The 15,632-nt window shown below is 69.6% G+C and carries 12 protein-coding genes; 6 read left to right on the forward strand and 6 right to left on the reverse strand.

The features are described from left to right. Positions 1 to 38: 38 nt before the first annotated feature. From AC3A6R_RS11950 to AC3A6R_RS11965, 4 genes are read right to left on the reverse strand one after another with little or no spacing between them, the layout of a single operon-like run. Entirely contained in the window at positions 39 to 1,265 is a 1,227-nt protein-coding gene (locus AC3A6R_RS11950) for a hybrid sensor histidine kinase/response regulator (protein WP_487859150.1), read from the reverse strand. Further along, a complete protein-coding gene (locus AC3A6R_RS11955) occupies positions 1,255 to 1,860 on the reverse strand; it encodes a chemotaxis protein CheB (RefSeq protein ID WP_487859149.1) in 606 nt (201 codons plus the stop codon). The genes AC3A6R_RS11950 and AC3A6R_RS11955 overlap by 11 nt, the downstream gene beginning before the upstream one ends. Next, complete coding sequence (locus AC3A6R_RS11960) at positions 1,857 to 2,705, reverse strand: CheR family methyltransferase (RefSeq protein ID WP_487859148.1); 849 nt, start codon at positions 2,703 to 2,705, stop codon at positions 1,857 to 1,859. Before AC3A6R_RS11960 ends, AC3A6R_RS11955 begins: the two co-directional genes overlap by 4 nt. Beyond that, positions 2,702 to 6,211, reverse strand: a complete 3,510-nt coding sequence (locus AC3A6R_RS11965; RefSeq protein WP_487859147.1) for a response regulator — start codon at positions 6,209 to 6,211, stop codon at positions 2,702 to 2,704. The genes AC3A6R_RS11960 and AC3A6R_RS11965 overlap by 4 nt, the downstream gene beginning before the upstream one ends. 158 nt (positions 6,212 to 6,369) lie before the next feature. On the opposite strand from AC3A6R_RS11965, the gene AC3A6R_RS11970 reads away from it, so the two are divergent. From AC3A6R_RS11970 to AC3A6R_RS11980, 3 genes are all read left to right on the forward strand, one after another. Beyond that, a complete protein-coding gene (locus AC3A6R_RS11970; RefSeq protein WP_487859146.1) occupies positions 6,370 to 8,691 on the forward strand; it encodes a helicase C-terminal domain-containing protein in 2,322 nt (773 codons plus the stop codon). Further along, positions 8,678 to 9,289: an alpha-ketoglutarate-dependent dioxygenase AlkB gene (locus AC3A6R_RS11975; protein WP_487859145.1), complete on the forward strand. Its 612-nt coding sequence runs from the start codon at positions 8,678 to 8,680 to the stop codon at positions 9,287 to 9,289. The genes AC3A6R_RS11970 and AC3A6R_RS11975 overlap by 14 nt, the downstream gene beginning before the upstream one ends. A 173-nt stretch (positions 9,290 to 9,462) precedes the next feature. Next, positions 9,463 to 10,347, forward strand: a complete 885-nt coding sequence (locus tag AC3A6R_RS11980) for an NmrA family NAD(P)-binding protein (RefSeq protein ID WP_487859144.1) — start codon at positions 9,463 to 9,465, stop codon at positions 10,345 to 10,347. Here AC3A6R_RS11980 and AC3A6R_RS11985 read toward each other — a convergent pair. Then, positions 10,330 to 11,388 carry an aldo/keto reductase gene (locus AC3A6R_RS11985; protein ID WP_487859143.1) on the reverse strand — a complete coding sequence of 353 codons (1,059 nt, stop codon included), beginning with the start codon at positions 11,386 to 11,388 and terminating at the stop codon, positions 10,330 to 10,332. The two genes, AC3A6R_RS11980 and AC3A6R_RS11985, sit on opposite strands and share 18 nt — an antisense overlap. 220 nt (positions 11,389 to 11,608) lie before the next feature. Here AC3A6R_RS11985 and AC3A6R_RS11990 point away from each other — a divergent pair, with 220 nt between their 5' ends. Further along, entirely contained in the window at positions 11,609 to 12,604 is a 996-nt protein-coding gene (locus AC3A6R_RS11990) for an AraC family transcriptional regulator (RefSeq protein ID WP_487859142.1), read from the forward strand. 5 nt (positions 12,605 to 12,609) lie between these two features. Here AC3A6R_RS11990 and AC3A6R_RS11995 read toward each other — a convergent pair whose 3' ends face one another. Next, positions 12,610 to 13,053 (reverse strand): universal stress protein, encoded by a 444-nt coding sequence (locus tag AC3A6R_RS11995; RefSeq protein WP_487859141.1) that lies wholly within the window; start codon positions 13,051 to 13,053, stop codon positions 12,610 to 12,612. Positions 13,054 to 13,156: 103 nt separating this feature from the next. Between AC3A6R_RS11995 and AC3A6R_RS12000 the strand changes: the two genes are divergently transcribed. Together AC3A6R_RS12000 and ccoS are read left to right on the forward strand one after the other, a co-directional pair. Continuing rightward, entirely contained in the window at positions 13,157 to 15,481 is a 2,325-nt protein-coding gene (locus tag AC3A6R_RS12000) for a heavy metal translocating P-type ATPase (protein WP_487859140.1), read from the forward strand. Next, positions 15,481 to 15,618 (forward strand): cbb3-type cytochrome oxidase assembly protein CcoS, encoded by a 138-nt coding sequence (gene ccoS / locus AC3A6R_RS12005; RefSeq protein WP_487864416.1) that lies wholly within the window; start codon positions 15,481 to 15,483, stop codon positions 15,616 to 15,618. Before AC3A6R_RS12000 ends, ccoS begins: the two co-directional genes overlap by 1 nt. The last annotated feature ends 14 nt before the right edge of the window (positions 15,619 to 15,632 follow it).

Here is a 15,632-nt window from a genome sequence, read left to right on the forward strand (position 1 = left end):
TATCCCGGCGCACCAGCGCGCCGGTCGTAGGAGGACGCCTATGCCTGCGCCGGGGTCGGCAGGGCGGCGGGGGTTTCGGCCTGCAAGGGCAGCGTCACCCGGAACAGCGCGCCCTCGCCGGGGTGGCTCTCCACTTCGATGCGCCCGCCGTGCAGGCACACGATGCGCCGCGTGATGAAGAGGCCCAGCCCGAGGCCCGGCGCGTGCTTGCGGCTGTCGTCGGTGCGCTCGAACTGCTCGAAGATGCGCTCCTGGTCCTCGGGCGCGATGCCGATGCCCTGGTCGCGCACCGCGACGTTCGCCATGCCGTCGATTTCGCGCAGCTGCATCTCGACGGGCTTGCCGCGGCCGTAGCGCAGCGCGTTGGTCAGCAGGTTGGTCAGCACCTGCTCGATGCGGAACTCGTCCCACACACCGTGAAGCTGCTGCGGCGCGTCGAGCGCGATCACGGAACCCGCGGCCTCGGCCTGCTGCCGCAGGCCCTCGACCACCGCCCGGGCCAGCGCTGCCAAGTCGACCGACTTGGGCTGGATCGACAGCGCGTCGCGGCGCAGCCGCGTCACGTCGAGCATGTCGTCGATCAGCCGCACCATGTTGCGAATCTGCCGCTGGTCGCGCTCGATCATCGCCGGCAGCCGGTCGGCGGCGAAGGACTCGAGGTTGCCCTTGGCCACATGCAGCTGCCGCAGCTGTGTTTCGAGGTAGAGCGTGTTCAGGGGCGTGCGCAGCTCGTGCGAGACCATCGACATGAAATCGTCGCGCATGCGCACCGCATGCTCCAGCTCGACCTGCGTATGGCGCAGCTGGCGCACGAGCTCTTCCTGCTTGTGGTTGGCGGCCGCGAGCGCGTCGCGCTCGTGCCGCAGCGCCTTGCGGTGGCGGTGGAGGTCGACGAAGACGCTGACCTTGCTCGCGACCACATGCGGATCGAGCGGCTTGTGCAGGAAATCGACCGCGCCGCTTTCGTAGCCCTGGAACGCGTAGTTGAGCTCGCGGCCCGCGGCGCTCACGAAGATGATCGGGATGTGGCGCGTGCGCTCGGTGCCGCGCATCAGCTCGGCCAGCTCGAAGCCGTTCATGCCCGGCATCTGCACGTCGAGGATGGCGAGCGCGAACTCGTGGTCGAGCAACAGCGCCAGCGCCTCCTCGGCAGAGGCCGCGCGGTGCACGGCGCGGCCGGGGCCGCGGATCAGGGCCTCGAGCGCCAGCAGGTTCTCGGGCAGGTCATCGACGATCAGCAGCTTGCTCTCGACGTCAATGGGCATGGGTGGACTCCAGTTGCAGCAGCAGTGCGCGAAGTTCGCGCAGGGGAAGCACGTGATCGGGACGGTGCAGCGCGATGGCCGCTTCGGGCATGGTGGACACCTGGGCTTCCCCGGGGTCCTGCACGGCGGTGAGCCCGCCGGCCAGGTGGATGCGGTACAGGCCCTCGGCGCCGTCTTCGTTGGCGCCGGTAAGTAGCAGCCCGGCCAGCCCGGCGCCATACGCGTCGGCGGCCGAGGCCATGAGCACGTCGATCGAGGGCCGCGAAAACCGCACCGGCGGCTCGCAACTCAGCGAGAACGAGCGGTCGCGCTCGATCGACAGATGGTAGCCCGGCGGCGCGAAATACACCGAGCCGGCAGCGACCGGCATCTTGTCGGCGGCTTCGTGCACCGGTACCTGCAGGCGCTCGGCGAAGATCTCCGCCAGGTGGCTCTCGTGCGCTTCGGGCAGGTGCAGCACGATCACCACCGGCAGGCGCCAGGGCGGCGCAAGACCGTCGAGCAGCGCGATGAGCGCCTCGATGCCGCCGGCCGAGGCGCCGAGCGCCACGGCCTCCACGCGCCGCTCCGGATGGGGCCTTGCGTTCGTCTTCATGAGGCCTTGCGGTAGATGCGCTCGGGCCGCGAATGGGCGTCGAAGCGGCTGGCGTAGCTAGAGAAATCGATGCTTTCCTTGGCGCCCAGGCCGAGGAAGCCGCGGTGGCAGAGTGACTCGTGGAACAGGCCGAGCGCGCGGTCCTGCAGCTCGCGGTTGAAGTAGATCAGCACGTTGCGACACGACACGAGCTGCGTCTCGGCGAACACGCTGTCGGTCGCCAGGCTGTGGTCGGCAAAGATCACGCCGGCGCAGAGCGAGGGGTCGAAGCGCGCCGCGTCGTAGGCCGCGGTGTAGTAGTCGGAAAATTCGCCACGCCCGCCCGCGCGCTGGTAGTTGGCGGTGTAGCCGCGGATCGCCTCGATCGGAAAGATGCCCTGGCGTGCCTTCTCGAGCGAAGCGGGATTGATGTCGGTCGCGTAGATCTGCGTGCGCGCGAGCAGGCCTTCTTCCCGCAACAGGATCGCGAGCGAGAACACCTCCTCGCCAGTACTGCAGCCCGCCACCCACACCTTGACCGACGGGTAGGTGTGCAGGATCGGCACCACCTGCTGGCGCAGCGCAAGAAAGTACGCCGGGTCGCGGAACATCTCGCTGACCGGAATCGTCAGGTACTGCAGCAGCCGCCCGAACAGCGCCGGGTCGCGCAGCACCTTCTCCTGCAGCGCCGAGATGCTCGGCAGGCCCAACTGCTCGAGCGCATGCAGCACGCGGCGCTTCTGCGAGGCCAGCGTGTAGTTGCGGAAGTCGTAGCTGTACTTGAGGTAGATCGCCTCCATCAGCAGCCGCAGCTCGATCTCCGTGTTGCTCAGCACGGCGGGCGGCGGTGGGGCGGCGGGCTTCACAGCCGCTCCATCTTGGGCATCCACACGCGCAGCAGCGAGAACAGCCGCTCCAGGTCGACCGGCTTGGCGAGGTAGTCGCTCGCGCCGGCCGCGAGGCACTGCTCGCGGTCGTCCTTCATGGCCTTGGCGGTGATGGCGATCACCGGCAGCTTGTCGAAGCGCGGGTCGGTGCGCAGCCGGCGCGTGGCCTCGAGGCCGTCCATCTCCGGCATCATCACGTCCATCAGCACGAGGTCGATGTCACGCACCTGGTCGAGCTTCTCGAGCGCCTCTCGCCCGTTGCGGCCGATCTCGACAGTCGCGCCGCGCTGCTCGAGCGCGCTCGTGAGCGCGAACAGGTTGCGCACGTCGTCGTCCACCAGCAGGATGGTGCGGCCCTCGAAGATGCGGTCGCGCCCGCGAGCCGCCTTCAGCATGCCCTGGCGCTCGCTCGAGAGCTCGGCCTCGACCTTGTGCAGGAACAGCGTCACCTCGTCGAGCAGCCGCTCGGGCGAGCGCGCGCCCTTGATGATGATCGAGCGCGAATAGCGCTGCAGCTCGGCTTCCTCGTCGCGCGTGAGGTTGCGCCCGGTATAGACGATGACCGGCGGGAACGAGACGATCTCCTCGGCCGCCATCTGCTTGAGCAGCTCGCTGCCCTGCATGTCGGGCAGGTGCAGGTCGGTGATCATGCAGTCGAACACGCGCTGGCGCAGCAGCACGAGCGCCTCTTCGCCCGAGCCCACGGCGACGATCTCGATGTCGTCGTCGCCGATCAGCCGGATCACGCTTTCGCGCTGCAGCGCGTCGTCCTCGACCAGCAGCACGCTCTTGACCTTCTGCGTGAGCTTCTCTTCCAGCCGCCCGAACACCTTCATCAACTCGGCGCGCGTGGCCGGCTTCTGCGCGTAGCCGATGGCGCCCATGTGCAGTGCGGCCGCCTGCGCGTTCTCGGCCGCCGAGACCACGTGGATCGGGATGTGACGCGTCTTCGGCGAATCCTTCAGCCGCTGCAGCAGGTCGAGCCCGGTGCTGTCGGGCAGCCGCATGTCGAGCAGGATGGCATCGGGCACGAACTGCTGCGCCAGATCGAAGCCGTCGGCCGCGCCGTGCGCGACCAGGCAGCGGTAGCCGAGCTCGTGCGCAAGGTCATAGAGGATGTGTGCGAACTGCGGCTCGTCCTCGATCACGAGCACGCGCCGAACCTGGTCGATCGGCAGCGCCCGGTCGTCGTCGAAGAGCGGCGCCGGCACCGGCGCGGGCGGTGCCGGGCTCGCGTGGCCGAAAGAAGAAGAAGAGAGAGCGGAAGAGGGCGCACGCGTGGGCGACGGGGCGCGCTGCGGCAGTGCCGAGCGTGCGGGCGCGGGCGCCTGCTGCGATGCCTGTGGCGCCGCCGCCGGCAACTGCAAGGTGAAGGTGCTGCCGCGGCCCGGTTCGCTCTGCACGGTGATCGTGCCGCCCAGCAGATGCGTGAGGTCGCGCGAGATCGACAGGCCCAGGCCGGTGCCGCCATAGCGGCGGCTCGTGGTGCCGTCGGCCTGGTGGAAGGCCTCGAAGATCAGCGCCTGCTGCTCGGGCGCGATGCCGATGCCTGAATCGGACACGGCGAAGGCCGCACCGCCGTCGGGCGTGCCCGAGACCACCACCGACACCTCGCCGCTGTCGGTGAACTTGAGGGCGTTCGACAGCAGGTTCTTAAGGATCTGCTCGACGCGGTGCCGGTCGGTGACGAGCGTCGGCGGTATGTCGGGCTGCAGCGCCATGCGGAACGAGAGCTGCTTGTCGGTGGCCAGTGGCCTGAACATGTCCTCCAGGCCTTGCACGAGCTTCGGCAGCGCCAGCTCCTCGACCACCACCTCGAGCTTGCCGGCCTCGACCTTGGCAATGTCGAGGATGTCATTGATCAGCACCAGCAGGTCGTTGCCGGAGGCATAGATCGATTCGGCGAACTTCACCTGCTCGGCGCTCAGGTTGCCCTGCGGGTTGTCGCCGAGCAGCTTGGCGAGGATCAGTGCACTGTTGAGCGGCGTGCGCAGCTCGTGCGACATGTTCGCGAGGAATTCCGACTTGTAGCGGCTGGCGCGCTGAAGCTCGTCGGCACGGTCTTCGAGGTCGCGCTGCACACGGCGCAGCGCGGCATTGCGCTGATCGAGCGCCTCGGTGCGTTCCGACAGCTGGCTGTTGGTCTGCTCGAGCTCGGCCTGCTGGTTCTCGAGCATGGCCTGCGAGGCGCGCAGCGCCCGCGACTGCTCCTCGAGCTCCTCGTTGGCGGTGCGCAGTTCTTCCTGCTGAACCTGCAGTTCCTCGTTGAGCTGCTGTGTCTCGGTGAGCGCGTCCTGCAGCTGCTCGCGGTAGCGCGCGGCCGCAAGCGAGGCGCCGATGTCCTCGGCGACCAGGTCGAGCAGGTCGTTGGTGCGCGCATCGGGGGCGCGCGGCAGGCCGAGCTCGAGCACGCCGTTGACCAGCCCGTCGCTCGACACCGGCACCAGCAGCACGGCCGAGGGCGACATCTCGCCAAGGCCCGAATTGACCTTCAGGTAGTCGGCCTGGATCGGCTCCACCAGCATACGCCGGCGCTCGGCGGCGGCTTGGCCGACGAGGCTCTGGGTCGGCGAGAAGACCTGCGGCGACGACTCGGCCTCCATCGAGAAGCCATAGCTCGCGGCCCGCCGCAGCGAGCCGTGGCGCTCGCGCACGTAGAGCGCCCCCACGGCGCTGCCGAGGTGGCGCGAAAAGAAGGCCAGCACCTTGCGGCCCATGTCGTTGGCGCTGAGTTCGCCGACCAGTTCGCCTACCAGCTCCGTCTGCAGGTTGCGCAGCCATGCCTGCTGGGCCAGCCGCTCTGCATGCGTGGCCTGTTCCTGGAGCACCGCGTCGTAGCTGTCGGACAGCAGCATCAGCTGGCGCCGTCCGAAGTAGGCCACCAGGCCCGTGAAGAGCACCGTGAAGAACAGGAACACGCTCACCACGAGCCAGCTCGTGCGGTTGGCGTCGCCGTTGCGCTGGTGGCGCAAGGTCTGCTCGGTGTTCATGAAGGCATCGAACTCGGCACGCATGCCATCGCTGAGCTGCTTGCCCCGGCCGTCGCGCACGGGCCGAAGGTAGTCGGCGCCGGCGCGGCGCAGGTCGATGAGTTCCTGGGCATACCGGTTCCAGTCGTCCTGCACCGCTGCGATGCGGTCGAGCCGCTCGGTTTGCTGTCGGTTGTCGGACACCAGCTTGCGCAGCGCCTGGAAGTCGCCCTTGATGCGCGGCAGCGCACTCTGGTAGGGCTGGAGAAAGCTCTCGTCGCCCGTCAGCAGAAAACCGCGCAGGCCGGTTTCCATGTCGATGCTCCGGCGCTGCAGCTCGCTGACGCTGCGGGTCACGGTGTCGGAGTGCTCGACCCACCGGATCGTCGACAGCAAGAACAGGATCAGCCCGACGAACACCAGGGCGCCGATCAGCCCGCCGAGCAGCGGGAGTTTCAGGTTGCGGCTGAGCAGGCGGTCGAAGTCATCGGGGTCGATCGCGGTCGGGGTTTTCATTCGTGAGAAGCGTATTTGTAAGCAAAACCTTTGAAGTCTGACCGATTCGAGCGATTTTCCGTGTCAGAGAAGGCGCCGACAGGATTTGGAGCGCCGTCGGCAGGCTTAGTTATACTGTTGTTTTGTACAGTTCTCCCGTGGCCACGGATCCTTCCTCCATGCTCCCCGATATGGCAGCCGATGCGCGCACGGTGTCGGTGCGGGCGCTGTGCGCGTTCGCGGCCAAGGCGGGCGATCTCGACCTGCGTTTCGTGCCTGCGCCGAGCGCCCAGGAGGGCATGGCCGGCCACGCCCTGGTGCAGGACCGGCGCGGCGAGGGCTACGACAGCGAGGTCGCGCTGGTCTCGCACTGCGGGGCGCTGCGCGTGCGCGGCCGGGCGGATGGCCACGTGCCGCAAGCGCCGCGGGTGGAGGAGATCAAGACCTTCCGCGGCGACTTCGACGCCATCCGCGGCAACCATCACGCGCTGCATTGGGCGCAGGCCCGCACTTATGCCTGGATGCTCTGCGAGAAGCACGGCTACGAACGCATCACCGTCGCGCTGGTGTACCTCGACCTCGGCAGCGGCGAAGAAACCGTGCTCGAGGAGCCGCACACCCGCGAAGCGCTGCAGGCGCATTTCGAAGACCTGTGCGCGCGCTACAGCGCCTGGGCCGACAGCGAGGCCGCGCACCATGCGGCACTCGGCGCGGCGCTGGCGGGGCTGGCGTTTCCGCACGGGGCGTTCCGCGCCGGCCAGCGCGAACTGGCCGAGGCCGTCTATCGGGCCGCTGCGAACGGCCGCTGCCTGATGGTGCAGGCGCCCACGGGCATCGGCAAGACGCTGGCCACGATCTTTCCGCTGCTCAAGGCCCGGGCCGCGCAGAAGATCGACAAGATCTTCTTTCTCACGGCCAAGACCTCGGGCCGCGCCGTGGCGCTCGACGCGCTGCGCCTGCTCGGGCCCGGTGGCGGCAAGGCGCGGGTGCTGGAACTCACCGCGCGCGAGAAGGCCTGCGAATACCCCGAGCGCGCCTGCCACGGCGACGCCTGTCCGCTGGCCAAGGGCTTCTACGACCGCCTGCCCGCCGCGCGCGAGGAGGCTGCGCAGGCGGTCAGGCTCGACCGGCCGGCGCTGCGGCGCATCGGGCTCGCGCATGGCGTGTGCCCGTATTTCCTGGCGCAGGAGATGGCGCACTGGTGCGACGTGATCGTCGGCGACTACAACTACTACTTCGACGGCAGCGCCTTCCTGTTCGCCACCATGAAAGATGCCGAATGGCGCGTGGCCGTGCTGGTCGACGAAGCGCACAACCTGCTCGAACGTGCGCGCGGCATGTACAGCGCCGAACTCGACGGCCCGGCCCTCGAGGAAGCCCATCGCGCGGCGCCCGCGGCCGTGCGCGGCGCGCTGGCGCGGCTGTACCGCGAGTGGGACGCCGTGCAGCAGGCGCAATCCGAGCCCTACGACACCTGCGACGAGATCCCCGATCGCTTCGCGCGCACGCTGCAGGCCGCCAACATGGCGATGGGCGAGCATTTTGCCGCCACCCCCGACGCGGCGCAGGGGCCGCTGCAACGCTTCTTCTTCGACGCGCTGCATTTCGCGCGGCTGGTCGAAGCTTTCGGCGACCATTCGGTGTTCGAACGCCGGCTCGGCCCGACGGGCGGTCCGGGCCAGCCGCGCAGCCTTTCCATTCGCAACCTTGTGCCCGCACCGTTCCTGGAGGCGCGCTTTGCCGATGCGGCTTCGGTCGCGTGTTTCTCGGGCACGCTGTCGCCGTTCGCGTTCTACCGCGACGCGCTCGGGCTGCCACCCGAGACGGCGCTGCTCGACGTCGCGTCACCTTTCGGCAGCGACCAGCTGCAGGTCGAGGTGGCGACCCACGTCTCGACCCGCTTCCGTGACCGCGCGGGGTCGCTGCGCCGCGTCACCGACATCATGGGCGCGCAGTTCGAGCGCCGGCCCGGCAACTACCTCGCGTTCTTCAGCAGCTTCGACTACCTCGAACAGGCTTTCGCGGCCTTTCTCGCGCGGCATCCCGGCGTGCCCGCCTGGGCCCAGACGCGGGGCATGGCCGAATCCGAGCGCAGCGGCTTCGTGGCGCGCTTCGAGGAAGGCGGCCACGGCATCGGCTTTGCCGTGCTCGGCGGCGCCTTCGGGGAGGGCATCGACCTGCCGGGCAGCCGGCTCATCGGCGCCTTCATCGCGAGCCTGGGCCTGCCGCAATACAACGCGCTCAACGAGATCACGCGCGAACGCATGCAGGCGCGCTTCGGCAAGGGCTACGAATACACCTACCTCTATCCGGGCCTGCAGAAGGTGGTGCAGGCGGCCGGCCGCGTGATCCGCACCGAGCGGGACACCGGCGTGCTGCACTTGTTGGACGACCGCTTCGCACGCGCCGAGATCCGCGCGCTGCTGCCGCGCTGGTGGGCGCTGCGCATCGGTGGTGCGGCCGGGGCGACGCACGAAGGAGCGGCCGATGCGATCGGCTAGCCGCATCGTCCAGTTGCCCGACGAGGCCGACCTGTTCGGCGAATCGCCCGCCGCCGCGATCGAGGGGCTGAAGTACGAGCGCGAGTTCATCACCCGTGCCGAGGAAGAGGAACTGCTGCGCACCGTGCGCGGCTTCGAACTGCGCGAGATGCGCTACAAGGCCTACATCGCGCGGCGCCACGGCATCGGCTTTGGCGGCAGCTACGACTTCGAGGACCACAGGCTGCGCCCCGGCCCGCCGATGCCCGAATCGCTGCACCCGCTGCGGGCACGGGTGGCCGCATGGATGGGCATGGCGCCCGAGAATTTCGCGCATGCGCTGCTTGCCGAATACCGGCCCGGCACGCCGCTCGGCTGGCACCGCGACGTGCCGGATTTCGAGGACATCGTGGGCGTTTCGCTGCTCGGCGACGCCGTGCTGCAGCTGCGGCCCTATCCGCCGGCCAGTGCCAGCGCACCCGCGAGCCTGCAGCTGCGAATCGCGCCGCGCTCCATCTACATGCTGCGCGGCCCTGCGCGCTGGGCCTGGCAGCACGCGATCGCGCCGACCGAAGGGCTGCGCTATTCCATCACCATGCGCACGCGCCGGCAGGGGTGAGCGGCGGTGTGCGGCGGCCAGGGTGGCGCCGTGCGGCTGTGGGAATAGGCTCACGGCGGCCGTCGCCCCTGCCGCGCGCGCGACATGCCGGCGGCTGGGTAGCTTCATGCCATGACATACCCGTCCGTTCTCATTTCGTTCAGCGTTGCTCATGCGGCCGCGGAGGCCTCGCGATGAAGCACGCGGTCATCGGTGCCACCGGGCACGTCGGCTCGGCGCTTGTATCGGCATTGCTTGCGCGTGGCGAAGCTGTGACGGCCATCACACGCGATGCGCGCCATGCCGAGGGCTTTCAAAAGCAGGGCGCGGCCATAGCGCAAGCAGACGTCTTCGACGTGCCCGCGCTGCGCCGAGCGATCGAGGGGGCGGAGCGCCTGTTCGTGCTCAATCCGCCCGCGCCGCCCGACACCGATACGGCGGCCGAGGAGCGCCGCAGCCTGCGCTGCATTCTCGATGCGATCCAAGGGCTGCCGCTGCAGAAGATCGTGGCCGAGTCCACCTACGGCGCGCAGCCCGGCGAGGGCCTGGGCGACCTCGGCGTGCTCTATGACATGGAGCAGGCGCTCGCAGCGCAGCCGGTGCCGGTGCCGGTGCCGGTGAGTGTGATCCGGGCGGCCTACTACATGAGCAACTGGGATGCGGCCCTGGCAGGCGCGCGCGACGCGGGTGTCGTCGAGAGCCTGTTCCCGCGCGATTTCCGCTTGCCGATGGTGGCGCCCGCGGATCTCGGGCGCTACGCCGCGCGGCTCATGTTCGGAGCCGCCGAGTCTTCGGGTCCGCATTACGTGGAAGGGCCGACGCGCTACTGCGCGGCCGACGTGGCCGCTGCGTTCGAGGCGGCACTCGGTCGACCGGTGCGGGTCGTCGAGGTGCCGCCCGCGCAGTGGGAGGCGTGGTTCCGGCGTGCCGGTTTCTCCGAGGCCGGCGCCGCGTCCTATGCGGCCATGACGCGCGACACGCTCGACAACCTCGTGCTGCCCGATGCGCCCGAGCGCGGGACAGTTTCGCTCGAGGACTACATCGGAGCGCGCGTGCGCGCCTCAGCCGCGCAGGCCTGATTCGGCCAGCCGCCTGGCCCGGTTTCCGCCCTGGCGCTCGAGCATCCAGCCCGGGTATTCCGAGGGCAGGGCGCTCGCCTTGCCGAGCGCCGCGAGTTCGGCGGCGTCGAGGAGGATCGCGGTGGCAGCGATGTTGTCGTCGAGCTGCGCCAAGCGCTTGGCACCGACGATCACGCTGGTCACCACCGGCTGGTGCAGCAGCCAGGCGAGCGCGATCTGCGCCACCGAGACCTTGCGCGCCTCGGCCAGCGTGCGCATTGCGTCGATGCAGTCGTAGGCACGCTCGAGGTTGACCGGCGGAAAGTCGAAGGTGGTGCGGCGGCTGCCCTGTTCGGCCGCGCCCGCATCGACGTCGCGCCCGTACTTGCCGCTCAGCAGGCCGCCGGCGAGCGGGCTCCAGACCATCAACCCCAGGCGTTCGCTCTGCAGCATCGGCACGAGTTCCCGCTCGAGGTCGCGCCCGGCGACGGTGTAGTAGGCCTGCAGCGACTCGAAGCGCGCGAGGCCCTGGCGCTCGGCGATGCCCAGCGCCTTCATGATCTGCCAGGCGGCCCAGTTCGAGACGCCCACGTAGCGCACATGGCCCTGGCGCACCAGATCGTCGAGCGCGCGCACCGTCTCCTCGATTGGCGTGACCGGATCGAAGCCGTGGATCTGGTAGAGGTCGATGTGGTCGAGCTGCAGTCGCCGGAGGCTCGCCTTCACGCCGTCCATGATGTGGTAGCGCGAAGCGCCGGCCGAATTGGGAGCCTGGCCGGTCTCGCCGAACACCTTGGTGGCGACGACGACGTTCTCGCGCGGCACCTTGAGGTTGCGCAGCGCCTGGCCGGTCATGGTTTCGGACAGCCCTTCGGAATACACATCGGCCGTGTCGATGAAGTTGATGCCGGCATCGAGCGCGCGGCCGACCAGCGCCTCGGCCTCGGACTGCTGGAGGTTGCCGATCTGGCCCCAGATGCCGCTGGCGCCGCCGAAGGTCATGGTGCCGAGGCAGAGCTCGGAGACGAACAGGCCGGTGCGGCCGAATTGGCGGTATTGCATGGAAGTGCGTCCTTTGCGTCGGGTGTGTGGTGTGGCGTCGTGGCCAAAAGTATCCGTCCACGGCGTGCCGTCCGGCGAGCGCGATTCTGCAAAGTCCTTGCCTGATCCTCCAGAACGCTGGCGGCCGTGGTGCAAGGCGGCTGGTGGCGCGCTAAGCTCCGGGCACCCGATCCTCCACGGCGCCCGCCCGCCGTGGCTTCATCCGTCACAAGGTTGAAACATGCCCGACAAAACACCCGAATTCGCAACCGCCGTGGCTGCGCCGGTGCCGCTGGAGCCCGAACTCGAGGCGGCCCGCAAGGAACTGGTCGCACTGATCAACCGCATCACACGCGGGCAGGACGGCAGCATCGAAACCCCGGTGCCCGGCCTGTTCGTGTACTGCATCAACAAGCCCGACGGCCCCAAGCATGCGCTGCAGACGCCGGCCTTCGGCCTTATCGCGCAGGGCTCCAAGCGCGTGATGGTGGGCGACGAGATCTACGTCTACGACCCGATGCACTACCTCGTGAGTTCGGTCGACCTTCCGGTCTGCGGGCAGGTGCGCCTGACCAGCGAGAACGAGCCTTACCTGGGCCTGCGCCTGGACCTCTCGCTCGACGAGATCGGCGACCTGATCCGCGACGAAAAGCTGCCCGCCAAGGCCAATGCGCCCGCATCGCGCGGCGTCTACGTCAGCCGCATCGCGATGCCGGTGCTCGAACCCGTGCTGCGGCTGCTGCGGCTGCTGGATACGCCCGAAGACATCCCGATCATGGCGCCGATGGTCAAGCGCGAGATCTTCTATCGCCTGCTCGTGAACGGCGAGGGCGCGCGGCTGCGCCAGATCGCGCTGCAGGACAGCCACACCCAGCGCATCGCCAAGGCGATCAGCGCGCTGCGCATCAACTATGCGCAGTCGCTGCGCATCGAGGACATGGCGCGCGCGGTGCACATGAGCGTGTCGTCGTTCCACCACCACTTCAAGGCCGTGACGGCGATGAGCCCGCTGCAGTACCAGAAGCAGTTGCGCCTGCAGGAGGCGCGCCGGCAAATGCTGATGGCGGGAGCCGACGTGGCGAGCGCGGCGCACAGCGTGGGCTACGAGAGCCCGTCGCAGTTCGCGCGCGAATACGGCCGCATGTTCGGTGTGCCGCCGCTGCGCGACAAGCGGCGCTGGCTGGCCGAGGCCGAGGCGCAGAACGACGCGCTCGGCGCCGCATCGCAGGCGGCCTGAGCGGCTCAGCGCAGCACGAGCACCGGCAGCGTCGAGTGCGTCAGTACGTGCTGCGTCTCGCTGCCGAGCAGCAGCCGCTGCAGTCCCTTGCGGCCGTGCGAGGCCATGACGATCAGGTCGCAGCGGTGCTTGCGCGCCGCGGCGATGATCGATTCGGCGACCCGGTCCGAGTTCGCGACCACCGGCTTCACATGCACCCCAGCCGCCGCCGCACGCGCCGCGACGCTGTCGAGCATGGCTTGCGCCTTGTCGGCCCACTGCTTTTCCACGTGCGCGATCTCCTCGGGCGAAAAAGCCATGGCACCCTCGAAGTAGCCCTTGGGGTAGCGTGGCACCACGGTGAGCGCCACAAGGGAGGCCGCGTGCGCGGCTGCGAGGTCGATGGCGCTGGCGACGGCCTTCTTCGACAGCGTGGAGCCGTCCGTGGCGACGAGGATGCGCTTGAACATGGGAATTCTCTCCAGTGAAGTTGCCGTCAGCTTAGGCGGTGACCGGGCGCGCCACTTGATGCATATCAAAGGGGAGGGCGCCGGCCCCGCTTAGCCTTGCGCGATGCAAGCTGCGCTCGCCCCCTTTTCATCGCCCGATGCGGCGCCGCCCACGCCATTGCACGAGGCCTGGCGGGTGCTCGACGATCCCGCCGAATGGTCCGCGTTCGGGCGCGCGCTCGATGAAGGCGCGCCGGCGGCCGCACGCTGGGAATCTCAGGTTGCCGTCGAAGGCATGCATTGCGCCACCTGCGGCTTCACGCTCGAGTCGGCGCTGCTGCGCGTGCCCGGCGTTCAGGAGGTGCAGGTCAATGCCGCGAGCCGGCGCGCGCGGATCGTGTGGTCTGCCGTGCTGGTGCGGCCCTCGCAATGGTTGGAAGCCGCCGAGGCGGCAGGCTACCGGCTGGTGCCCGCAACCGACAGCGCCGCGCGCGAGCGCCGTTCGCGCGAGGTGCGGCTCGCGCTCTGGCGCTGGCTGGTGGCGGGTTTCTGCATGATGCAGGTGATGATGTACGCCTACCCGGCCTACATCGCGCAGCCCGGCGAGATGGCGGACGACGCCGCGCAGTTGCTGCGCTGGGCTTCCTGGGTGCTCACGCTGCCGGTGCTTTTCTTTTCCTGCGGCCCGTTCTTCCGCAGCGCGTGGCGCGACATCCGCCACGGCCGCATCGGCATGGACCTGCCGGTGGCCTTCGGTATCGCCATCGCCTTTGCCGTCAGCACGGCGGCCACCTTCGACAGCGCCGGCGTGCTGGGCAGCGAGGTGTATTTCGACTCGCTCACCATGTTCGTGTTCTTCCTGCTGACCGGTCGCTGGCTCGAGGCGCGGCTGCGCGATCGCACCGCGGGCGCGCTCGAGACGGTGCTGAACCGCCTGCCGGACAGCATCGAGCGGCTCGCTGCGGATGGCAACTGGGAGCGCGTGGCGGTGCGCCGACTTGTGGCCGGCGACGTGGTGCGGGTGCGCGCGGGCGAAGCCTTTCCGGCCGACGGCGTGCTGCTGGACGGCGGCACCAGCACCGACGAGGCGCTGCTCACCGGCGAGTCGCGTCCCGTGCCCCGTGCCCGCGGCGAGCGCGTGCTGGCGGGCAGCCACAACCTCTCTGCCACGGTGCAGGTGCGCATCGACGCGGCGGGCGAGGGCACGCGCTTCGCGCAGATCGTCCGACTGATGGAAAGCGCCGCCTCTGGCAAGCCGCGCTGGGCACTGCTGGCAGACCGTATCGCTCGGCCGTTCCTTGCCGTGGTGCTGGCCTCGGCCGCTGCCGCAGCGGCGTTCTGGTGGCATGTCGAACCGGGCAAGGCGTTGATGGTGGCGGTGGCGGTGCTCATTGCGACCTGCCCCTGTGCGCTGTCGCTCGCCACACCCGCGGCCATGCTCGCAAGCGCGGGTGCGCTGGCGCGTGGCGGTGTGCTGACCGCGAACCTCCAGGCGCTCGAGGCGCTCGCCGCGGTGGACACCGTGGTCTTCGACAAGACCGGCACGCTCACCGGCGACACGCCGCGCCTGGACCGCGTGTTCTGCCGGCAGGGTTTGCGCCACGGCGAGGCGCTGGAGATGGGGGCCGCGCTGGGCGCGCACTCGCTGCACCCCGGCGCGCGAGCGCTGGTGGCTGCATGGCAGGCGCAGCTCGACATGCCGCCCGCCTGGGAGGTGATGCAGCCGGCGGAGCGCGCGGGCTTCGGGCTCGAAGGGCTCATGCGGCGCGCCGGCGGTCCGGATGGCGCGGTGCGCCGCGTCCGGCTCGGGGCAGCCGCGCATTGCGGGGTCGCGTCGGTTGCCGTCGAGGCGCCGCAGGTGCACCTGAGCGACGACGACGGCTGGCTCGCGAGCTTCGTGCTCGCAGAAGACCTGCGCCCCGACGCCGTCGCCGCAGTGGCGGCGCTGCAGGCCGAGGGCATCACGGTGCGGCTGCTGTCGGGCGACCGCGACGGCGCCGCGCGGGAGGTTGCCGCGCGTGCCGGCATCGAATTCGCGCAGGGCGGCTGCACACCCGAGGAAAAGCTCCAGGTGCTGTGGCGGCTGCAGGCCGAAGGCCGGCAGGTCGCCATGGTGGGCGACGGACTCAACGACGGGCCTTCGCTCGCCCGCGCGAACGCCTCGTTCGCCTTCGGCAAGGCGGTGCCGCTGTCGCGCGCGCGCGCCGACTTCGTGGTGCTCGGCGAGACGCTCTCGGCCATCCCGCGCACCATCTCGCAGGCGCGTCGCACCGCCCGCGTGGTGCGGCAGAACCTGGCATGGGCAGCCGGCTACAACGCGCTGTGCGTGCCGCTCGCCATCGCTGGCTGGCTGCCCGCGTGGCTCGCGGGGCTGGGCATGGCGGCGAGTTCGCTCGTGGTGGTCGCCAACGCGGCGCGGCTCGCGACCGTGGCGCAGAGGGGCCGCTGATGGACGTCCTCTTTCTTCTGATTCCGCTGTCGGTCGCGCTGGTGCTCGCGATCCTCGCAGGCCTTTGGTGGGCCATCGAGCGTGGGCAGTTCGACGACATCGACGGCGAAGGCGACCGCATCCTGCGCAACGATTGATCTGCATCAAACCC

It is taken from the genome of Variovorax sp. Soil_C_19 (genome assembly GCF_057657255.1).